This window comes from Variovorax jilinensis (genome assembly GCF_030316885.1).
Lineage (GTDB): Bacteria > Pseudomonadota > Gammaproteobacteria > Burkholderiales > Burkholderiaceae_C > Variovorax > Variovorax jilinensis.
On record NZ_JASZYQ010000002.1, the window covers coordinates 208,323 to 228,805 of the forward strand.

24 protein-coding genes are annotated in these 20,483 nt (G+C 68.3%); 16 read left to right on the top strand and 8 right to left on the bottom strand.

Annotated elements, in window-relative coordinates:
• Positions 1 to 8 precede the first annotated feature (8 nt).
• The 3 genes from QTH87_RS08060 to QTH87_RS08070 are packed head-to-tail and all read right to left on the bottom strand — an operon-like array spanning position 9 to position 3,498.
• A complete protein-coding gene (locus QTH87_RS08060) occupies positions 9 to 794 on the bottom strand; it encodes an SDR family NAD(P)-dependent oxidoreductase (RefSeq protein ID WP_286608377.1) in 786 nt (261 codons plus the stop codon).
• A 19-nt stretch (positions 795 to 813) separates the two neighbouring features.
• Positions 814 to 2,685 carry a feruloyl-CoA synthase gene (locus QTH87_RS08065; protein WP_286608379.1) on the bottom strand — a complete coding sequence of 624 codons (1,872 nt, stop codon included), beginning with the start codon at positions 2,683 to 2,685 and terminating at the stop codon, positions 814 to 816.
• Positions 2,686 to 2,724: 39 nt separating this feature from the next.
• A complete protein-coding gene (locus QTH87_RS08070; protein ID WP_286608380.1) occupies positions 2,725 to 3,498 on the bottom strand; it encodes a crotonase/enoyl-CoA hydratase family protein in 774 nt (257 codons plus the stop codon).
• Between the two features lie 113 nt (positions 3,499 to 3,611).
• Here QTH87_RS08070 and QTH87_RS08075 point away from each other — a divergent pair, with 113 nt between their 5' ends.
• Positions 3,612 to 4,505: an amidohydrolase family protein gene (locus tag QTH87_RS08075; protein WP_286608382.1), complete on the top strand. Its 894-nt coding sequence runs from the start codon at positions 3,612 to 3,614 to the stop codon at positions 4,503 to 4,505.
• 16 nt (positions 4,506 to 4,521) lie between these two features.
• On the opposite strand, the gene kefC is transcribed toward QTH87_RS08075, so the two are convergent.
• Complete coding sequence (kefC, locus tag QTH87_RS08080; RefSeq protein WP_286608384.1) at positions 4,522 to 6,375, bottom strand: glutathione-regulated potassium-efflux system protein KefC; 1,854 nt, start codon at positions 6,373 to 6,375, stop codon at positions 4,522 to 4,524.
• A gap of 2 nt (positions 6,376 to 6,377) precedes the next feature.
• A complete protein-coding gene (gene kefF, locus QTH87_RS08085; protein WP_286608385.1) occupies positions 6,378 to 7,022 on the bottom strand; it encodes a glutathione-regulated potassium-efflux system oxidoreductase KefF in 645 nt (214 codons plus the stop codon).
• 72 nt (positions 7,023 to 7,094) lie between these two features.
• Here kefF and QTH87_RS08090 point away from each other — a divergent pair, with 72 nt between their 5' ends.
• Complete coding sequence (locus QTH87_RS08090) at positions 7,095 to 7,715, top strand: ParA family protein (protein ID WP_286608386.1); 621 nt, start codon at positions 7,095 to 7,097, stop codon at positions 7,713 to 7,715.
• Between the two features lie 78 nt (positions 7,716 to 7,793).
• Positions 7,794 to 8,255: a MaoC family dehydratase gene (locus QTH87_RS08095; RefSeq protein WP_286608387.1), complete on the top strand. Its 462-nt coding sequence runs from the start codon at positions 7,794 to 7,796 to the stop codon at positions 8,253 to 8,255.
• A 7-nt stretch (positions 8,256 to 8,262) separates the two neighbouring features.
• Here the strand turns inward: QTH87_RS08095 and QTH87_RS08100 are convergent, their stop codons facing one another.
• On the bottom strand, positions 8,263 to 8,724 hold the full coding sequence (locus QTH87_RS08100; RefSeq protein ID WP_286608389.1) for a tRNA (cytidine(34)-2'-O)-methyltransferase: 462 nt from the start codon (positions 8,722 to 8,724) through the stop codon (positions 8,263 to 8,265).
• Positions 8,725 to 8,759: 35 nt separating this feature from the next.
• Positions 8,760 to 9,476, bottom strand: a complete 717-nt coding sequence (locus tag QTH87_RS08105) for a ComF family protein (RefSeq protein ID WP_286608391.1) — start codon at positions 9,474 to 9,476, stop codon at positions 8,760 to 8,762.
• A gap of 22 nt (positions 9,477 to 9,498) precedes the next feature.
• Between QTH87_RS08105 and QTH87_RS08110 the strand changes: the two genes are divergently transcribed.
• From QTH87_RS08110 to QTH87_RS08145, 8 genes are all read left to right on the top strand, one after another.
• On the top strand, positions 9,499 to 10,416 hold the full coding sequence (locus QTH87_RS08110) for a methyltransferase domain-containing protein (protein WP_286608392.1): 918 nt from the start codon (positions 9,499 to 9,501) through the stop codon (positions 10,414 to 10,416).
• Between the two features lie 123 nt (positions 10,417 to 10,539).
• Positions 10,540 to 11,016: a DUF2244 domain-containing protein gene (locus QTH87_RS08115; protein WP_286609050.1), complete on the top strand. Its 477-nt coding sequence runs from the start codon at positions 10,540 to 10,542 to the stop codon at positions 11,014 to 11,016.
• Positions 11,017 to 11,083: 67 nt separating this feature from the next.
• Positions 11,084 to 12,265, top strand: a complete 1,182-nt coding sequence (gene coxB, locus QTH87_RS08120) for a cytochrome c oxidase subunit II (RefSeq protein WP_286608393.1) — start codon at positions 11,084 to 11,086, stop codon at positions 12,263 to 12,265.
• A gap of 36 nt (positions 12,266 to 12,301) precedes the next feature.
• Positions 12,302 to 13,939, top strand: coding sequence for a cytochrome c oxidase subunit I (gene ctaD / locus QTH87_RS08125; protein WP_286608394.1), 1,638 nt, complete (start codon positions 12,302 to 12,304; stop codon positions 13,937 to 13,939).
• Between the two features lie 13 nt (positions 13,940 to 13,952).
• Positions 13,953 to 14,066, top strand: coding sequence for a cytochrome oxidase small assembly protein (locus tag QTH87_RS08130; RefSeq protein WP_286608395.1), 114 nt, complete (start codon positions 13,953 to 13,955; stop codon positions 14,064 to 14,066).
• Between the two features lie 11 nt (positions 14,067 to 14,077).
• Positions 14,078 to 14,707 carry a cytochrome c oxidase assembly protein gene (locus QTH87_RS08135; protein WP_286608397.1) on the top strand — a complete coding sequence of 210 codons (630 nt, stop codon included), beginning with the start codon at positions 14,078 to 14,080 and terminating at the stop codon, positions 14,705 to 14,707.
• Complete coding sequence (locus QTH87_RS08140; protein WP_286608399.1) at positions 14,704 to 14,916, top strand: DUF2970 domain-containing protein; 213 nt, start codon at positions 14,704 to 14,706, stop codon at positions 14,914 to 14,916. The genes QTH87_RS08135 and QTH87_RS08140 overlap by 4 nt, the downstream gene beginning before the upstream one ends.
• 54 nt (positions 14,917 to 14,970) lie before the next feature.
• Positions 14,971 to 15,852, top strand: coding sequence for a cytochrome c oxidase subunit 3 (locus QTH87_RS08145; protein ID WP_286608401.1), 882 nt, complete (start codon positions 14,971 to 14,973; stop codon positions 15,850 to 15,852).
• 74 nt (positions 15,853 to 15,926) lie between these two features.
• Here QTH87_RS08145 and QTH87_RS08150 read toward each other — a convergent pair whose 3' ends face one another.
• Entirely contained in the window at positions 15,927 to 16,148 is a 222-nt protein-coding gene (locus QTH87_RS08150) for a twin transmembrane helix small protein (RefSeq protein WP_286608403.1), read from the bottom strand.
• 36 nt (positions 16,149 to 16,184) lie between these two features.
• Between QTH87_RS08150 and QTH87_RS08155 the strand changes: the two genes are divergently transcribed.
• Genes QTH87_RS08155 through QTH87_RS08175 form a run of 5 tightly spaced genes read left to right on the top strand, consistent with a single transcriptional unit; the run spans position 16,185 to position 20,433 of the window.
• On the top strand, positions 16,185 to 17,060 hold the full coding sequence (locus QTH87_RS08155) for an SURF1 family protein (RefSeq protein WP_286608405.1): 876 nt from the start codon (positions 16,185 to 16,187) through the stop codon (positions 17,058 to 17,060).
• The gene (locus tag QTH87_RS08160; RefSeq protein WP_286608407.1) at positions 17,002 to 17,727 is read left to right on the top strand and encodes an SCO family protein; all 726 of its coding nucleotides are present in this window, start codon (positions 17,002 to 17,004) and stop codon (positions 17,725 to 17,727) included. The genes QTH87_RS08155 and QTH87_RS08160 overlap by 59 nt, the downstream gene beginning before the upstream one ends.
• A gap of 8 nt (positions 17,728 to 17,735) precedes the next feature.
• The gene (locus QTH87_RS08165) at positions 17,736 to 18,914 is read left to right on the top strand and encodes a COX15/CtaA family protein (protein WP_286608409.1); all 1,179 of its coding nucleotides are present in this window, start codon (positions 17,736 to 17,738) and stop codon (positions 18,912 to 18,914) included.
• Complete coding sequence (gene cyoE, locus QTH87_RS08170; protein ID WP_286608411.1) at positions 18,911 to 19,816, top strand: heme o synthase; 906 nt, start codon at positions 18,911 to 18,913, stop codon at positions 19,814 to 19,816. The genes QTH87_RS08165 and cyoE overlap by 4 nt, the downstream gene beginning before the upstream one ends.
• Positions 19,813 to 20,433, top strand: coding sequence for an SCO family protein (locus QTH87_RS08175; protein ID WP_286608413.1), 621 nt, complete (start codon positions 19,813 to 19,815; stop codon positions 20,431 to 20,433). Before cyoE ends, QTH87_RS08175 begins: the two co-directional genes overlap by 4 nt.
• Positions 20,434 to 20,483: the final 50 nt, after the last annotated feature.

Sequence of the window (20,483 nt, forward strand, 5' to 3'; positions counted from 1 at the left end):
GTGGCGGTTCAGCGTGGCGCCATGCGCAGCGCGCCGTCGAGCCGGATCACCTCGCCGTTGAGGTGGCCGTTGGTCACGAAGTGGCAGGCCAGGGCGGCGAACTCGGCCGGATCGCCGAGGCGCGGCGGGAACGGGATCGAGGCCGCGAGCGATTGCTGTATCGCCTCGGGCAGTTCCTTGAGCAGCGGCGTCGCGAACAGGCCCGGCGCGATGGTGCAGACACGGATGCCGTGCTGCGCGAGATCGCGCGCCATCGGCAGCGTCATGCCCACCAGCCCGCCCTTCGAGGCGCTGTAGGCCTGCTGGCCGACCTGGCCGTCGAAGGCCGCGACCGAGGCCGTGAACAGCATGGTGCCGCGCTCGCCGCCTGCTTCAGGCGCGAGCCTGGCGCAGCGTGCCGCGAACAGGCGGCTGATGTTGTAGGCGCCGATCAGGTTGACGTTGACCACGCGCACGAAGTCCTCGAGCGGCGCCGCGTTGCCGTCCTTGCCGACGATGCGCTTGGCGCTGCCGATGCCGGCGACGTTCATGAGAATGCGCGCCGGGCCGTGCGCGGCCTCGGCGCGATCGAGCGCAGCCGTGACGCTGTCGCTGTCCGTGATGTCGCAGACGCAGGCCACGGCGCAGCCAGCTCCGAATTCGGCGCCGATCTCGGCCGCGACCTTCTCCGCCAGCGCCGCATTGCGGTCGACCACCGCGACCTTGGCACCGAGCCGGGCCAGTTCGCGTGCCGTGGCCTCGCCGAGGCCGGAAGCGCCGCCGGTCACGAGTGCAGCTTGTCCCTGGATGTTCATGTCGTCGTCTCCTGTTGGTTTATCGGGGCTGGAGGGTGAAGGGCAGGCTGCCCGCGTGCAGCGCCTCGACCAGCGCGGCGCGATGCTTGAGCACCGCCCGCTGGTTGATGGAGCCCTTGTCGGTGACCTCGCCGCGGTCGATCGATGGCGGCTCGGACACGATGTGCGCGCGGGCGATGCGGTTGGCGCTGCCGGTGCTCGCGGCCGCCAGCGTGTCGAGGATCTGCTGGAACCGCGCCTGCACCGGCGCGCTCTCCAGCACCTGCTGCAGCGGTGCGTCGGCCGGCAGGCCGGCCAGCGCGCGCACGGCCTGGGTCGGGAACAGCAGCGCGCCGACCTCCCTGAGGTTGATGCCGGTCAGCACCGCGTCCTGCACGTAAGGCGCGCCGGCCGCGATGATCTTCGCGCGCAGCGGCCCCACGCTCACGAAGGTGCCGGTGGCGAGCTTGAAGTCCTCCGCGATGCGGCCGTCGAAGCGCAGGCCGCGATGGATGTCGTCGGGGTCGATCCACTGCACGGCATCGCCGGTGCACAGGAAGCCCTCGTCGTCGAACACCTCGGCCGTGGCGTCCGGCGCGCGCCAGTAGCCCGGCGTGATGTTGGGGCCGCGGTAGCGCACCTCGGTCTTGCCGTCGACCTCGACCAGCTTGATCTCGATGCCTGCGGCCGGCAGGCCCAGGTCGCCCGACTTCACCTCGGGCCCGGTGACGTAGAGCGCGAACGGACCCGATTCGGTCATGCCGAGGCCGGTGCCCATCACGATGCGCTCGCCGATCTCGGCCTCCTGCGTGCGGTGCAGGCTGTCCCACACCGGCTGCGACAGCGCCGCGCCCGAATAGAAGAACATCTTCACGCGCGACAGCAGGTTGCGGCGCAGCACCGCATCGGCCTCCATCGCCTGCGCGATCGCCTCGAAGCCGGTCGGCACGTTGAAGTAGATGGTGGGCGCGATCTCGCGCAGGTTGCGCAGCGTCTCGCCCATCAGCGCCGGCGTCGGCTTGCCGTCGTCGATGTACAGCGTGCCGCCGTTGTCCAGCACGATGCCGACGTTGTGATTGCCGCCGAAGGTGTGGTTCCAGGGCAGCCAGTCGACCAGCACCGGCGGCTCCTCGCCGAGGGCCGGGATCGACTGCCGCAACTGCTGCTGGTTGGCGCACCACATGCGGTGCGTGTTGACGACGGCCTTCGGCAGCTTGGTCGAGCCCGAGGTGAACAGGAACTTGGTGATGGTGTCGGGACCGACCGCGGCATGGGCGGCATCGACTGCAGAAGTGACCGGCGTGGCCGCGAGCGCATCGAAGGATGTGACGGCGCGGCCGTCGAGCGTGCCCTCGGCCAGCACCACCTCGACGTCGGCGGGCACCACGGCCGCGATCGCACGCGCGAAGCGCTTCGCATCGGCGGCGAAGACCAGGCCCGGCGTCAGCGTGTCGAACACGTGGCGCAGCTTGTCGAAGTCCTGGCTCACGATCGAGTAGGGCGGCGAGACCGGGCAGAAGGGCACCCCCGCGTAGAGGCAGCCGAGCGCCATCAGCGCATGCTCGATGCCGTTCTCGCTGAGGATCGCGACCGGGCGCTCGGCGTCGAGACCGCGGTCGATCAGTGCCTGCGCGATGCTGCGCGCCTTGTGCAGAGCCTCGGCATAGCTCACGCGCTGCCAGTCGCCGGTGCTGCCGTCCGAAAGGCGTTCGCGGCGGGCGATGAAGGTGCGATCGGGGGCGGTCTCGGCCCAGTGCTGCAGCCGGTCTGTCATGCGGCCGACGTAGGGCGCGAGCGTGGCCTCGGCCTTCAGGTAGCGCGTGCCCGGCACGCCCTCGCTCAGCACCGCGCGGGTGATGCCGAAGGCCAGCGTGCGATAGCGCGGCGCGGCGGGGGAAGTTGTCTCGTTCATTCGTCGTTCTCCTTGGCGGCGGCCGCGTTCGAGGCAGCCTCAGCCCTTGGTGACCTTGCCGGCGCGGCCCTCGAGGAAGGCACGCACGCGGTCCTTGGCCTCTGGCGAGCTCTGCGCGATGCCGGCCATCAGCGCCTCGGTGAAGAAGCCGTGGTCGGCCGGCTGCTCGGCGATGCGCGGCAGTGCGTGCATCAGCGCGTAGTTGGTCAGCGGCGCGTTGGTGGCCACGCGCTTCGCCAGTTCGACCGCCTTGTCGAAGGCCGTGCCCTCGGGCACCAGGTACTGTGCGAAGCCGGCACGCTCGCCGTCTTCGGCGTTGTAGACCCGGCCGGTCATCATCATGTCGGTCATGCGCGCGGCGCCGATCAGCTTCGGGATCCGCACCGAGCCGCCGCCGCCCACGAAGATGCCGCGCGAGCCCTCGGGCAGCGCATAGAAGGTGCTGCTGTCGGCGACGCGGATGTGGCAGGCGCTCGCGAGTTCGAGCCCGCCGCCGACCACCGCGCCGTGCAGCGCCGCCACCACCGGCACCGGGCCGTGCTCGACCAGTTCGAGCGCCGCGTGCCACATGCGCGAATGCTGCAGCCCCTGGCCGGCATCGCGCTCCTGCAGCTCCGAGAGGTCGAGCCCGGCGCAGAAGTGCGGGCCTTCGCCGTCGATCACCGCGGCGCGAACGCTCGAAGGCAGCCCCTCGAAGGCGTTGCGCAGCGCCAGGATCAAGGCGTCCGACAGGGCATTGCGCTTGGCGCCGCGTGTCAGGCGGATGATGGCGATGTCGCCCTGCAGTTCGATCTTGAGGTCGGGGTGGGTCATGATTGCATTCCGGAAGATGATCGATTATGGTTATGAAAAATAATCAATTCAAGCTGCCCGCCGACGTGCGGCATGAGGATTTACCCTAGGCTCACAACTGTTCGGAGACACGCATGGACCACGAGAACCTGATTGCCATCGACACCCACACGCACGCCGAGATCAGCTGCTGGAACCCCTTCGACAACTACGGCGAGGAATACGACCGCGCCGCCGACAAGTACTTCAAGTCGGGCCGCCGCCCGACCATCCAGGAAAGCATCGACTACTACCGCGAACGCAAGATCGGCCTCGTGATGTTCATGGTCGACGCCGAATCCAACATGGGCCGGCGCCGGATTCCGAACGAGGAGATCGCCGAGGCCGCGCAGAAGAACTCGGACATCATGATCGCGTTCGCGAGCATCGATCCGCACAAGGGCAAGATGGGCGCGCGCGAGGCCCGGCGGCTGATCGAGGAGCACGGCGTCAAGGGCTTCAAGTTCCACCCCACGGTGCAGGGCTACCACCCCTACGACAAGATGGCCTGGCCGATCTACGAGGTCATCGCCGAATACAAGCTGCCGGCCGTCTTCCACACCGGCCACAGCGGCATCGGATCGGGCATGCGCTGCGGCGGCGGCCTCCGGCTCGAATACAGCAATCCGATGCACCTCGACGACGTCGCGATCGACTTCCCCGACATGCAGATCGTGATGGCCCACCCGAGCTTCCCGTGGCAGGACGAGGCGCTCAGCGTCGCCACCCACAAGCCCAATGTCTGGATCGACCTGTCGGGCTGGAGCCCGAAGTATTTCCCCAAGCAGCTGGTGCAGTACGCCAACACGCTACTCAAGGACCGCGTGCTGTTCGCGAGCGACTACCCGCTGATCACGCCCGACCGATGGCTCAAGGACTTCGAGGACGCCGGCTTCAAGCCCGAGGTGATGCCGGGCATCCTCAAGGGCAATGCGGTGCGGCTGCTGAAGCTGGACCAGAAGGCCGCGGCCGCCTCCCAGGGCACCTGAGGCACCTGGGGAGGGCTCAGGGAAGCCGCTCTTCCTCGGCCCGTTCCCGGTCCCAGTCCGAGCCGGAGCGCTGCTTGCGCTCGGCCCGCTCGCGCGCCATCTGCTCCTGGAACTGCTGCCGGCCCTTCTTCGCGACCGCGATCAGCTTGGCGCGGTCGCCCTTGTAGTGCGGGTAGGTCTCCTGCATCAGCTCGATGTTGCGTGTTCGAAAGCGCATCGTGTCCTCGCGCGCCTCGTGCGCGGGCCAGCCGAGCGACTCGAGCACCGAGCGTGCACTGCGCAGCGACGATTCGAAGACCTCGCGCTCGATGAACTCGACCTTGCGGTCCTGCAGCTGGTAGAGGTGGGTGACGTTGCGCGCACGCACGACCAGCTTTGCATTCGGGAAATGCTCGCGCGCCAGGTCGACGATCTTGAGCGACTGCTCCATGTCGTCCACCGCCACCACGATCACGCGCGCGGTGGCGGCGCCTGCGGTGCGCAGCAGGTCGAGCCGCGTCGCGTCGCCGTAGAAGACGCGGATGCCGAACTCCCGCAGCGACTCGATGGTGTCGGGGTCGTGGTCGAGCACCGTGATGCTCACGTCCTGCGCGGTCAGGAGCCGGCCGATGATCTGGCCGTAGCGGCCGAAGCCGCAGATGACCACCTTCGCGCTCTGCGGCTCGGAAATCTCCTCGAGCGCCGTCGCGTGGTGCACGCTGTAGTGGGGAATGAGCCACTTGTCGATCGCCACCAGCAGCAGCGGCGACAGCAGCATCGACAGCGCCACGGCGCCGATCAGGAACGAGGCCACCGCAGGCGGCAGCACGTCGGGTCCGGCGGCCTGGAACACCACGAACGCGAACTCGCCGCCCTGGGCGAGCAGCAGCGTGAACACCGGCCGCTGCTGGTAGGGCACCTCCATCGCCTTCGCGAGGCCGTAGATGACGCCGAACTTCAGCACCATGAAGGCGATCACCACCAGCGCCATGAGCCCCGGATTCGCGATCAGCACGCCGAAGTCGATGCTCATGCCGACCGCGATGAAGAACAGCCCCAGCAGCAGCCCCTTGAAGGGCTCGATGTCGGTCTCGAGCTCGCGCCGGTATTCGCTCTCGGCCAGCAGCACGCCGGCGAGGAAGGCGCCCAGCGCCATCGACAGGCCGATGAACTGCATCAGCGCCGCGATCGCCACCACCAGCAGCAGCGAGGTGGCGGTGAAGATCTCGGGCGTGTTGCTGCGCGCGATCCAGCGCAGCAGCGGCCGCAACGCGAGCCGGCCGCCCACGATGATGGCCGCGATCACGGCGACGATCTTCGCGCCCTCCAGCGCGCGCTCGAAGCCGCTCAGGCCGGCGCCGGCATCGTGCACCACCGCCAGCAGCGGCAGCAGCGCGAGGATCGGGATCGCCGCCACGTCCTGGAACAGCAGGATCGAGAAGCCGGCCTGGCCGCTCGGCGTCAGCAGCAGGTTGCGCTCGCCGAAGACCTGCAGCGCGATCGCGGTCGACGACAGCGCGAGCCCGAGTGCCGCCACCAGCGCCACGCGCCAGCCGGCGCCGGCGGCCCAGCCGGCCAGGAACAGCACCAGCGCGCAGCCCAGCACCTGGGCCGAACCCCAGCCGAAGATGGGTCGCCTGAGGCTCCAGAGCCGCTTCGGCTCCAGTTCGAGGCCGACCAGGAACAGCATCAGCACGACCCCGAACTCGGCGAAGTGCAGGATGTCGTCGACGTTGGTGACCAGCTTCAGGCCCCAGGGGCCGATCGCGATGCCGGCCACCAGGTAGCCGATGATCGAGCCGAGGCCGAGCGCCTTCGACAGCGGCACGACGAGCACCGCCGCGCTCAGGTAGATCAGCGAGTTGACGAGCCAGCCCGGTGCGTGTTCCATGCTCAGGCCTCCTCGTGGTGGTCGACCGGGCGGTCGGTCTGGGGAACCGGGCAGGCGATGCAGGCGTCGATCTCGTCCATCTCGGGCCACTCGGGGTAGCTCGCCAGCCGCTCGGCGAATACCTCGACATGCGCCTCGACCTCGGAACTGGGCGCGCTTCGGGCCCCATGGAACATCAGCGGCGGCAGGAAGCGCATGCCGCACAGCGCGGCCGTCTGCTCGTAAGGCGGCAGGAAGGCATCGAAGAAATAGCGGTTGTAGCTTTGCGGGTGGTAGCTGGCCTCCGGCCCGCCGGTGGTCGCGACCAGCCAGCAGTCCTTGCCTTCGAGGGCCCGTCCGCCGGGGCCGTAGGCCCATCCGTAGTCCAGCACATCGTCGACCCAGAGCTTCTGCAGCGCCGGCATCGAATACCACTGGATCGGATGCAGCAGCACCACCAGGTCGGCCCGGGCCAGCCGCGCCTGCTCGGCCCTGACGTCGATCGCGTAGTCCGGATAGGTGGCGTAGAGGTCGTTGACCTCGACGCCAGGCACCGCTTGCGCGGCCCGCAGCAGGCGGCGGTTGACGCGCGACTCGCGCCAGTGTGGATGGGCGGCGATCACGTAGATGCGCCGGTTTTCCTCGGGATCCGTTGTTGTTGTCGGCATGGCGCGCACATTAGCATTTGCGCCGCATCGGCGCGGCTACCATGGCGCCTGTCTTCAGCAGCGGAGCACTTCATGCCGGTTGTCCTGGTCGCCAATCCCAAAGGCGGTGTCGGTAAATCCACTCTCGCGACCCATGTCGCCGGCTACTACGCGAGCCGCGGCCATGCGGTGATGCTCGGCGACATCGACCGCCAGCAGTCCTCGCGGCTGTGGCTGGGCCTGCGTCCGAAGCAGGCGCGCGAGATCCGCAGCTGGGACGCCTCCGAGGACGGCAGCGTGGTGCGGCCGCCGCGCGGCACCACCCATGCGGTGATCGACACGCCGGCCGGCCTGCACGGTTCGCGCTTCAAGGAGTCGCTGGCGCTGGCCGACCAGGTGCTGGTGCCGCTGTCGCCGAGCATCTTCGACATCTATGCGACGCGCGACTTCCTCGACAAGCTGCTCGCCAACCGCCATGCCGGCAAGACCCGGATCGGTCTGATCGGCATGCGCGTCGACGCCCGCACCCTGGCCGCCGACCGGCTGCGCGAATTCGTCGCCGGCCTCGACGTGCCGGTGCTCGGCGAGCTGCGCGACACCCAGAACTACGTCCAGCTCGCGGCCCGCGGGCTCACGCTGTTCGACATCGCACCCGGTCGCGTGCAGCGCGATCTCGACCAGTGGCGCCCGATCGCCGACTGGCTCGACGCCTGAGCGGCACGGTATTTACCCCGATCCGCGCCTGTCCCGACATGGACAGGACGCCCCCGGAGCGGCCGCTAAAGTGAAGCGATGACCAAGAAGACCTTCCAGACCCTTCAGGACCTCGCCGCTTGCGTCGGCCAGGAAGTCGCCGTGAGCGACTGGATCACCATCACGCAGGAGCAGGTGAACCAGTTCGCCGACGCCACGGGCGACCACCAGTGGATTCACATCGATGTCGAGCGCGCCAAGGCCGGGCCCTTCGGCGGGCCGATCGCGCACGGCTTTCTCACGCTGTCGCTGCTGCCGAAGCTCTACGAAGTCGCCTTCGAAGTGGTCGAGTCGCGCATGGGCGTCAACTACGGGCTCAACCGCGTGCGGTTCATGACGCCGGTGCCGGTCGGCGGCCGGGTGCGCGGGCGCATGAAGCTGCTCGGCTCCGAGCCGATTCCCAATGACGGCCTGCAGATGACCTGGGAAACCACGATCGAGCTCGAGGGCTCGCCCAAGCCGGCCTGCGTGGCCGAATCGGTGGTCCGCCGATACCGGTAGGGGTGGCTCAGCCGAAGCCGTTCTGGCGCCAGGCCTCGAAGACGGTCACCGCCACCGCATTCGACAGGTTCAGGCTGCGCTGGCCTTCGCGCATCGGCAGTCGCAGCCGCTGCGGCGGCGCGAAGCTCTCGCGCAGCTCGGGCGCCAGTCCGCGCGTTTCCGATCCGAACACCAGCCAGTCGCCGGGCTGGAACGCCACGTCGTGAACCTGGCGGGTGCCGCGCGTCGTCAGCGCGAACATCCGATCGACGGGCGGCCGCTGGCTGTCGAGCAGCGCCTGCCAGTCGGCATGGCGCAGCAGGGTCGCGTACTCGTGGTAGTCCAGGCCGGCGCGGCGCAGCAGGCGGTCGTCCATCGAGAAGCCCAGCGGCTCGACCAGATGAAGCGTGCAGCCGGTGTTGGCGGCCAGCCGGATCACGTTGCCGGTGTTGGGCGGAATCTCGGGTTCGACAAGCACGATATGGAACATCGGGCGATTGTCGTGCCGACGGCCGCTGGCGCTTCCTAGGCCGTTGCATCGGTGCGCGCCAGCACCACCGCCGACACCCGCGCGGCGCCTCCGGCCCGCAGCACGCCTGCCGCCGTCGACAGCGAGGCCCCGCTGGTCATCACGTCGTCGACCAGCACCACGCGCCGCCCGCGGACCTCGCCGGCGCGCCGCGGATCGAGCGCGAAGGCGCCCGCGAGGTTGCGCAGCCGCTCGCGGCGATCGAGGCTGCTCTGCGGCGGCGTCTCCCGCGTGCGAAGCAGCAGCGTCGGATCGCACTTGGCCGGCTCGAGCCGCCGGGCCAGTTCATGCGCCTGGTTGAAGCCGCGTGCGCGCAGCCGGCCCGGCGCCAGCGGCATCGGCAGCACCAGGTCGGCCTGCTCGAGCTCGGGCTCGACCCAGGGCGCGCTTGCGAGCAGGGCGGCCAGCGGTGCCGCGCGGCCGGCGTCGCCCTGGAACTTGAAGGCCGCGATGCCTTCGGGCCAGGGCCAGGCGTAGGCACAGGCGACCACGCAGGCGTCGAGCGCGGGTGGATGCCGCCGGCACTCGCCGCAGGGTGCGCCCTCGCGCGCGAGGGGGAGGGCGCAGCGCGGGCAGCGCGGCTCGGGTGCCGCGAAGCGCGCCACGCAGTCCTCGCAGACGGGTGCTGCGGGCCAGGCGTGGCAGACCGCGCACTGGCTCGGCAGCCGCGCGAGCAGGGACGAGAAAGACCGGCCGGCCCAGTGCCTGAACATCCCTCAATATACTCAGCGGCCCATGCCCACCGACCCTGCCCAGCGCCCGCCGACCATCGATGCCACGGCGGCCGATCACTGGCGCCGGCTGGCGCCGGCCGCTGCCCAGTCGCCCTGGCTGCACGAGGAGATCGGCCGTCGCATGGAGGACCGCCTGCAGTGGATCAAGGCCGTGCCGCGCCAGTGGGCCGACTGGGCGCCGCTGCGTGGCGGCCTCGAGGCGCATGCGCTGGTCGCTCGACGCTATCGCGATGCGGCGGCCTTCGTGATCGAACCCGATCCGGCGCTCGCTGCGCTGACCGCCCGCACGCTGAACGCCCCGTGGTGGAGCGCGCGGCGCTGGCAGGGCGCCCAGCCCCGCTTCGAGCCGGCGCCCGAGGACGGCGTCGACCTGCTGTGGGCCAACATGGCACTGCACATGGCGGCCGATCCGCAGGCCCTGATCGCACGCTGGCACCAGCTGGTCGCGACCGACGGCTTCCTGATGTTCTCGTGCCTGGGCCCGGACACCCTGCAGGAATTGCGCGCCCTCTACCGCCGGCTGGGCTGGCCGGCGGCGAGCCACGAATTCACCGACATGCACGACTGGGGCGACATGCTGGTCGGCGCCGGCTTCGCCGAGCCGGTCATGGACATGGAGCGCATCGTGCTGACCTGGGCCAGCCCCGAGGCCGCGCTGGCCGAGCTGCGAACGCTGGGCCGCAACCTGCACCCGGGCCGCTTCCCGGGGTTGCGCGGGCGCGACTGGCGCCGTGCACTGGGCCGGGCCCTGCCCGAGTTCGCGCCGGCCGAGGGCGGCGGCGGCCACATCGCGCTGACCTTCGAGGTCATCTATGGCCACGCATTCAAGCCGGCGCCGCGCGTGGCGCTGTCCGCCGAAAGCGCAGTTTCCTTGCGCGAAATGCGTTCCATGCTCCAGCGTGGTCGTGTAGGCAACTGAGTCGGCCCCGGTTCACCCGCTACAATCCGGCGCTGCGTGAACTCGCGGGTATTGTCCCGTGGCCGAGGCCTGTCCGACCGAAGTTTGGCAGTGTGTCGACGCACCGATTTGCTGAACTCGCCCGTGTCGAATTCCGTGTTTCGTTTTGCCACTGTTTCAGGCCAGAGCATCCACTGGTTCCTGAAGCGCAACTGCTCGGTCACGCCGAGCCAGCTCGGCTGGCTCTACGCGTCGCTGTGCGTGGTGTCGCTCGGCATCGGCGGCGTGTTCTGGGTCAACGGCGCGCGCCTGGTGTTGCCTTTCGCCTGGCTCGAGCTGGCCGCGGTCGGGGTTGCGTTTGTGCTGTATGCGCGTCACGCAACCGATGGCGAGAAGATCGCGCTGCAGGGAGGCCGGCTGGTGGTCGAACTCGAGAACGGCGGCCACTACGAGCGCACGGAATTCTTGCCGCATCAGGTGCGGATCGAGCCTCAGGCCAGCGATCGCTCGCTGATCGAGGTCTCGGGTCAGGGTCGTTCGGTCAGGGTGGGGCGCTATGTGCGCCCGGAGTTGCGCGCGGCGCTGGCGCGCGAGATTCGAATGGCATTGCGCAGCGCCTGACGAGGCGAGCGCCATGTCGCACCGCGGGGACCGGTGGGGTTAACAGGAAAATGAAGAAGTGAACACGATGAAGAGCAATTGGCGCAACAAGTTCTTGCCGGCGAATCTGCTGCTGGCGGCCGGCGCGGCTTTCAGCGGCGCGGCGCACGCAGTTAACGACCTGCCCGGCGGGCCGTCGGTGCGTCAGTTGAATCTTCCCGTGGGCGTCACCAAGATCTCCCAGGAACAGTACTTCCTGAACAACGCGATGATGATCCTGTGCACCGTCATCTTCGTGGCGGTGTTCGCGGTCATGTTCTATTCGATCTGGAAGCACCGCAAGTCGGTCGGCCACAAGGCGGCCAACTTCCACGAATCGGTGGTGGTCGAAATCCTCTGGACCATCGTGCCCTTCCTGATCGTGATCCTGATGGCGCTGCCCGCCACCAAGGTGCTCGTGGCCCAGAAGGACACCACCAACTCCGACCTCACGATCAAGACCACCGGCTACCAGTGGAAGTGGGGCTACGACTACCTCAAGGGCGAGGGCGAGGGCCTGTCCTTCATCTCGACGCTCGACAGCTCGCATCGCGCGATCTCCAACGCCGGCGCCAAGGGCGACATCCCCGACGGCTACCTGCTGCGCGTGGACAACCCGCTCGTGGTGCCTGTCAACACCAAGGTGCGCCTGATCACCACCGCCAACGACGTGATCCACGCCTTCGCGGTGCCGCAGCTGGGCGTCAAGCAGGACGCGATCCCGGGCTTCGTGCGCGACACCTGGTTCCGCGCCGAAAAGATCGGCGACTACTACGGCCAGTGCATGGAGCTCTGCGGCAAGGAACACGCCTACATGCCGATCAACGTGAAGGTCGTGTCGGCTGCCGACTACACCGCCTGGGTCGACGCCAAGCGCAAGGAAGCCGCCGCCAAGCAGGACGACCCGACCAAGGTCTGGGCCCTGCCCGAACTGCTGGCCCGCGGCGAGAAGGTCTATGCCGCCAACTGCGCGGCCTGCCACCAGGCCAACGGCCGCGGCGCCGGCCCGATCAAGGCGCTCGACGGCTCGCCCACGGTGCTCGACGCCGACCACCAGAAGCAGCTCCATATCGTGCTCTTCGGCCAGGCCGGCGGTGCCATGCCGGCCTGGAAGCAGCTCAGCGATACCGACATCGCCGCCGTCGTGAGCTTCACCAAGAATGCCTGGTCGAACAAGACCGGCCAGCTGGTGCAGCCGTCCGAAGTGTTGGTCGAGCGCGGCAAGCAGTAAGCCGGCGCCCCCGAAGAGTCTCCAAGGAATAACAAGATGAGCGCAGTCCTCGATCCCCACGGCCACGCCACCGGTCACGACGACCACGGCCACGACGAGCATCACGACGCCCCCACAGGCTGGCGCCGCTGGGTCTTCGCGACCAACCACAAGGACATCGGCACGCTGTACCTGCTGTTCTCGTTCACGATGCTGATGGTCGGCGGCGTGCTCGCGCTGATGATCCGCGCCGAGCTGTTCCAGCCCGGCCTGCAGCTGGTGAACCCCGAGCTGTTCAACCAGCTCACCACCATGCACGGCCTCATCATGGTGTTCGGCGCCATCATGCCGGCCTTCGTGGGCTTCGCGAACTGGATGATCCCGCTCCAGATCGGCGCCTCGGACATGGCCTTCGCGCGCATGAACAACTTCAGCTTCTGGCTGCTGATCCCGGCGGCGCTGATGCTGGTCGGTTCGTTCTTCATGCCCGGCGGCGCACCGGCGGCCGGCTGGACGCTCTATGCGCCGCTGACGCTGCAGATGGGCCCGTCGATGGATGCCGGCATCTTCGCGATGCACATCATGGGTGCCTCGTCGATCATGGGCTCCATCAACATCATCGTCACCATCCTCAACATGCGCGCCCCCGGCATGACGCTCATGAAGATGCCGATGTTCTGCTGGACCTGGCTCATCACCGCCTACCTGCTGATCGCCGTGATGCCGGTGCTCGCAGGCGCCATCACGATGACGCTGACCGACCGCCACTTCGGCACCAGCTTCTTCAACCCGGCGGGCGGCGGCGACCCGGTGATGTACCAGCACATCTTCTGGTTCTTCGGCCACCCCGAGGTCTACATCATGATCTTGCCGGCCTTCGGCATCATCAGCCAGATCGTGCCGGCGTTCGCGCGCAAGCGGCTCTTCGGCTATGCCTCGATGGTGTATGCGACCTCGTCGATCGCGATCCTGTCGTTCATCGTCTGGGCCCACCACATGTTCACGACCGGCATGCCTCTCACGGGCCAGCTGTTCTTCATGTACGCCACGATGCTGATCGCCGTGCCCACGGCGGTGAAGGTCTTCAACTGGATCGCCACCATGTGGCAGGGCTCGATGACCTTCGAGACCCCGATGCTGTTCGCGGTCGGCTTCATCTTCGTGTTCACGATGGGCGGCTTCACGGGCCTGATCCTCGCGGTCGCCCCGATCGACACGCAGCTGCAGGACACCTACTACGTCGTCGCCCACTTCCACTACGTGCTGGTGGCCGGCTCGCTGTATGCCATGTTCGCCGGCTACTACTACTGGTCGCCGAAGTGGACCGGCGTGATGTACAACGAGACGCGCGGCAAGGTGCACTTCTGGTGGTCGCTGATCTCGTTCAACGTCACCTTCTTCCCGATGCATTTCCTGGGCCTTGCGGGCATGCCGCGCCGCTATGCCGACTACCCGATGCAGTTCGCCGACTTCAACGCGATCGCCACGGTCGGTGCCTTCGGCTTCGGCCTGGCCCAGGTGTACTTCTTCCTCTTCATCGTGCTGCCCACCATGATGGGCAAGGGCGAGAAGGCACCGCAGAAGCCCTGGGAAGGCGCCGAAGGACTCGAATGGGAAGTGCCGTCGCCGGCGCCCTTCCACACCTTCGAGACCCCGCCCAAGCTCGACGCCACCGCAACCCGAGTGATCGGCTGACGCCGAGGCCGCCATGACGACACCCGAACAGAAAGCCAGCAACCGCCGCATGGGGCTCACGCTGGCCTCGATCGCGCTGCTGTTCCTCGTCGGCTTCATCGTGCGCATGGTCTGGATCGGCCACTAGGCGGCACGGCAATGACAGGTCCGCGCATCCGTCGAGCGAACGCCCGCATGGTCGGCAAGCTGGCCGTCGTCGCGATGGGCATGTTCGCCTTCGGCTACGCGCTGGTGCCGCTCTACCGCGCGATCTGCGAGATGACCGGCATCAACATCCTGGCCCTGTCGGAGCTGCAGGTGCCCGGCGGTGCGTCGGGTGGCGACAAGGTGCGTGTGCCCGACAACTCGCAGGTCGACACCAGCCGCACCATCACCGTCGAGTTCGATGCCAACGTGCGGGGCTTGTGGGACTTCAAGCCGGCGCAACGCTCGATGCAGGTCCATCCGGGCCAGCTCAACACCGTGATGTACGAGTTCCAGAACGTGCAGAACCGGCGCATGGCCGCGCAGGCGATTCCCAGTTACGCGCCGCAGCAGGCCGCGCCCTACTTCAACAAGCTCGAGTGCTTCTGCTTCAACCAGTACACGCTCGAGGCGGGCGAGAAGAAGCAGTGGCCGGTGGCCTTCGTGATCGACCCGAAGATCTCCAAGGATGTGAAGACCATCACGCTGAGCTATACCTTCTTCGAGGTCGGCGGCAAGACACCACCGGCGCCCGTGGCCGCCAATGCGGCCGTGCCTGCTGCCTTGTCGGAGCCCCGTTCATGAGCAGCGAATCCGGCGTCGCACGCAAGGGCTCGTTGTGGCAGACGGTGAAGGCCGTGGGCTGGTCCTTCTTCGGCGTACGCAAGCGGAGCGGCTTCCAGGACGACCTGGCACGGCTCAACCCGCTGCACATCATCGCGGTCGCCTTCGTGGCCGTGGCGCTGTTCGTGACGGCGCTGGTCTTGCTGGTGCGATGGGTCGCGACAGCCTGACGACGAAGACATCCCACAGAACTTGAAGCTACAGAAGAAAACCCAGGACCCGAAATGAGCGCAACCACCCCCGGCACCACGCCCTACTACTTCGTGCCCGGTCCATCGGCCTTTCCGGTCATGGCCGCCATCGGACTGCTGTTCGTGATCCTGGGCGCGGCCCAGTGGATCAACGGCCATCAGTGGGGCATGTGGTCCTTGCTGGCCGGCATGATCGTCTGGCTCGGCACGCTCTACGTCTGGTTCGCGCAGTCGATCCGCGAAAGCGAAGGCGGTCTGTACGGCCACAAGATCGACCTCTCGTTCCGCTGGAGCATGAGCTGGTTCATCTTCTCGGAAGTGATGTTCTTCGGCGCCTTCTTCACGGCGCTGTGGTGGGCTCGCAACCACGCGCTGCCTTCGCTCGGCAGCCTCGACAACGCGATGATCTGGCCCGACTTCAAGGCCGTCTGGCCCTCGAATGCGGTGGGCGCCACCGGTTCGCCGGCCGGCAACGTCGAGCCCTTCCTGACCGTCGGTCCGTTCTGGCTGCCGACCATCAACACCGCGCTGCTGCTGAGCTCGGGTGTCACGCTGACCATCGCCCACCACGCGCTGCGCGTCGACAAGCGCGCCCAGGCCATCCGCTTCATGTGGCTCACGGTGGTGCTCGGCTTCGTCTTCCTGTGCGTGCAGGCCTACGAATACCACCACCTCTACAACGACCTGAACCTCAAGCTCAGCTCGGGTGCCTACGGCTCTACCTTCTTCATGCTGACCGGCTTCCACGGCCTGCATGTGTTCATCGGCATGCTGATGCTGTTCTTCATCACGATGCGGCTGCGCCGGGGCCATTTCACGGCCGAACGGCACTTCGGCTTCGAGGGCGCGGCCTGGTACTGGCATTTCGTCGACGTGGTGTGGCTCGGCCTCTACTTCCTGGTCTACTGGCTTTGAGCATTCGCGACGACGGCAAAAAGAAAAAGCGCCGCAAGGCGCTTTTTTCATGGTTCTCGTGGAACGAGGATCACCTACTTTCCGACCGGCAGGCCCCCTGGCTGGATGTAGCCGAATTTCCAGGCCAGCAGCACGCAGAGGAACAAAAGGACCGAAAGGCCGATCCGAACCGTGAGCGCGCGCACCATGCCGCCGCTCTTGGAGCGGCCGTCGCGCCCATCCCTCAGCATGAAGTAGAGCGCCACCGCGAGACTGCCCAGGATGCCGATGAAGGCCAGGGCCACAAGGTATTTCATGACCCGCATTATCGGCCGCCGGCGCCGCCCCGTGCCTTGAACGCACAGCCCCCCGCCGCCACGCCCGTCCACCCGCGCGCCGGCCGCTTCTGGCTGGTCACGACCGTGGCGTTGCTGACCCTGGCCGCCACCTTCTCGCTCGGCCGCTGGCAGCTCTCGCGCGCCGCCCAGAAGGAAGCCCTGCAGGCCGAGATCGACGCCCGCAAGAGCCTGCCGCCACTCGATTCGCAGGCCTTTCTCGCCCTGGCCGACGCCACCGGCGCGATGCACCAGCCGGTGCGCCTGCGCGGGCTCTGGCTGACGCCGCACACGGTCTATCTCGACAACCGCCAGATGCATGGCGTGCCGGGCTTCTACGTGCTGACCCCGTTCGCGCTCGAGGGCAGCGAGCAGACCGTGCTGATCCAGCGCGGCTGGATCCAGCGCAACTTCACCGATCGCGCGCTGCTCGGCGCGGTCGAGACGCCGAGCGGCCTGGTCGAGGTCACGGCCCGCATCGCCCCGGCGCCTGCGCACCTGCTCGAACTCGGCAAGTCGGAGACGACCGCGGCCGCGCCTGCCGCACCGGGTTCGGCATCGGCACTGACCGCAGGTGCCGCTGCCGCACCTGCGGCATCCGCCTCACCCGCCGTGCCGCCTTCCGTGGGGTCTTCGCGCATCCGGCAGAATCTCGGCCTTGAAGCGTTCCGCGCCGAAACCGGTCTGCCCCTGCGTACCGACGTCTCCCTGCAGCAGACCGGCCCGGCGTCCGAGGGACTGCAGCGCGACTGGCCGGCTCCTGCACTGGGCGTGGAAAAGCACTACGGCTATGCGTTCCAGTGGTTCGGCCTGTCGGCCCTCGTGATATTCCTCTATGTCTGGTTCCAATTCATCGCCCCCTACCGCCGCGCACGCCTTGCCCGCCGCGGCTGACGAGCCGCTCGGCCTGACCGTGCACTCGATGCCGTCGCCGCGCCAGGCGCTGGCCGGGGCCGAGGCGCGGCGCACGCTGCAGGGCCGCTGGAAGATGCTGTTCGTGCTGCTGTGCTGCGCAGCGCCTGTCATCGCCTCCTACTTCACCTACTACGTGGTGCGCCCGGAGGGCCGCAGCGTCTATGGCGAACTGATCGATCCGCAGCGCCCGCTGCCCGGCATCGAGGCCATCGAGCCCGACGGCAAGGTGCTGCGCCTGCCCGCGCTCAAGGGCCAGTGGCTGCTGGTGGCGGTTGCCGGCGCTGCGTGCGACGCGCTGTGTGAACAGCAGCTCTACCTGCAGCGCCAGCTGCGGGAGAGCCTGGGCCGCGAGAAGGACAGGCTCGACCGTGTCTGGCTGGTGAGCGACGACCAGCCGTTGCCCGAGCGGCTGGCCCAGGGCCTGCGCGGCGCCACGGTGCTGCGCGTGCCCGCGGCCGAGCTGCAGAAGTGGCTGCCGGCCAGTGCGGGCCACGACGTCTCCGAGCACCTGTTCGTGGTCGACCCGCTCGGCAATCTCATGATGCGCTTCCCGGCCCGCATGGACGCCGCCGGCGCCAGCCGCGGCAAGCGCGACCTCGACCGCCTGCTGCGCGCCTCCTCGTCCTGGGACGAAGCCGGCCGCTGACCCGCGCCATGGACACCAACTCGCTCTACGACCTCAAGCCGATCGCCTGGCTGCTGGCGTTCGGCGTGCTGCTCGCGCTCGGCCCGCTGCTGTGGGTCTGGCGCCGCAACGCGGGCGCCGGCGCGGCGCGCCGTCTGCATGCGCTGACCGTGCTCACGCTGTTCCTGACCTTCGACCTCACGCTGTTCGGCGCCTTCACGCGCCTGAGCGATTCCGGTCTCGGGTGTCCCGACTGGCCCGGCTGCTACGGCAATGCGAGCCCGGTCGGCGCGCGCCACGACATCGCGATGGCGCAGGCTGCGCAGCCGACCGGACCGGTCACGCATTCCAAGGCCTGGGTCGAGATGGTGCATCGCTACCTGGCAAGCGCGGTCGGCTTCCTGATCCTCGTGCTGGCGATCGCGACGCTGGTCGCGCGGCGCCGCCAGCGCCGGCCCGACCACCGCGGCGAGCGCGCGCTGAGCGCCTGGTGGCCCGCAGCCACGCTGGTCTGGGTCTGCCTGCAGGGCGCCTTCGGCGCGCTGACCGTGACCTGGAAACTGTTCCCCGCGATCGTCACGCTGCACCTGCTGGGCGCCGTCGTGCTGCTCGCCCTGCTGTGCATCCAGGCGGTGCGCTACCAGCAGGCCGCACTGCAGCGCCTGCCGATCGCGCTGCCGGACGCGCTGCGCACGCTGCTGGTGGTCACCACCGTGCTGCTCGGCGTGCAGATCGCGCTCGGCGGCTGGGTCAGCACCAACTATGCGGTCCTGGCCTGCACCCAGTTCCCGACCTGCCAGGACAGCTGGTGGCCACCGATGAACTTCGCGCAGGGCTTCGAGATCTGGCGCCACCTCGGCGAGACCTCGGCGGGCACGCCGATCGACTTCTCGGCCCTCACGGCGATCCACTACGTGCACCGCCTGATGGCCTACCTGGTGTTCGCGGCGATCGGCCTCCTGGCCTGGCGGCTGCATCGCTTCACAGCTCTGCGCGCCCAATCCCGCTGGCTGGCAGGGCTGGCGCTGCTGCAGCTGGCCACCGGCCTCGGCAACGTGCTGCTCGACTGGCCGTTGCTGGCTGCCCTGCTGCACACCGGCGGCGCCGCGGCCCTGGCCGTGGTGCTCACCTGGACCCTGTGCGAGAGCCGTCGCGAGAGCGCCCGCACGGCAACCGGCGCAGTGCGCGGCGCGGAGGTCTATTCATGAGCGCACCCGCCTCCGTATCGCCGACCAGCGCGGCAAGCGTGCTGCGCCAGTTCTATGCGCTGACCAAGCCGCGCGTGGTGCAGCTGATCGTCTTCTGCGCCCTGATCGGCATGGTGCTCGCGGTGCCCGGCGTGCCGACCATCGCCGACCTGCAGCGCGGCGCGCTGGCCTGCATCGGCATCTGGCTGGTCGCCGGCGCTGCCGCCGCCTTCAACTGCCTGGTCGAGAAGGGCATCGACGCCAAGATGAAGCGCACCGCCTGGCGCCCCACGGCGCGGGGCCAGCTCAGCGACCGCCAGGCCCTGATCTTCTCGGCCGTCCTGTGTGCGGCCGGCTCGGTGCTGCTGTGGTTCACGGTGAACCCGCTCACGATGTGGCTGACCTTCGCCACCTTCGTCGGCTACGCGGTGGTCTACACCGTGATCCTCAAGCCGCTGACGCCGCAGAACATCGTGATCGGCGGCGCCTCTGGCGCGATGCCGCCGGTGCTCGGATGGGCCGCCATGACCGGCGACGTCGGGCCCGAGGCATTGATCCTGTTCCTGATCATCTTCCTCTGGACCCCGCCGCATTTCTGGGCACTGGCGCTCTACCGCGTCGAGGACTACCGCAAGGCCGGCCTGCCGATGCTGCCGGTCACGCACGGCAACGAGTTCACGCGGCTGCAGGTGCTGCTCTACACCTTCATCCTGTTCGCGGCCTGCCTGATGCCCTTCATCTACGGCATGAGCGGCTGGCTGTACCTCGTGGTCGCGGTGGCGGTCAGCATCGGCTTCACGGGCTACGCCTTCGCGCTGTGGCGCAACTATTCCGACGCGCTTGCGCGCAAGACCTTCCGTTTTTCACTGATCCACCTGAGCGTGCTGTTCGCGGCGCTGCTGGTCGACCACTACCTCCGATGACCCACCCCCTCACCAAGCGGCAGGCGCTGCGCACCCTGGCCCTGGCCGGTCTCGCGGCAGCCGTCGCCGTGCCGCTCGCGGCCTGCACCGAGTCCAAGCCCAGCTTCCAGGCGGTCGACATCACGGGCGCCGACTATGCGAAGGATTTTTCGCTGAGCGATGCCGATGGCAAGGTGCGCACGATGGCCGACTTCAAGGGCAAGGCCGTGGTTCTGTTCTTCGGCTATGCCCAATGCCCCGACGTCTGCCCGACGACGATGACCGAGATGGCGCAGGTCAAGCAGCAGCTCGGCGCCGATGGCGACAAGCTGCAGGTGCTGTTCGTGACGGTCGACCCGACGCGCGACACGCCCGAGGTCATGAAGGCCTACATGGGCGCCTTCGACCCGGCCTTCGTGGCGCTGATCCCGACGCCGGAGCAGCTGAGCGCGCTCGCCAAGGACTTCAAGGTCTATTACAAGAAGGTCGACGGCAAGACCCCGTCCAGCTATTCGATGGACCATTCGGCCGCCAGCTTCGTCTACGACCCGCAGGGCCGGCTGCGCCTCTACGCGCGCTATGGCGCTGGCGTTGCGCCGATGGTGTCGGACCTCAAGACGCTCCTCAAGACGTCCTAGAAACCAAAAAAAAGCCCGGAAGCAAACCGGGCTTTTCTTATCGAAGCGGC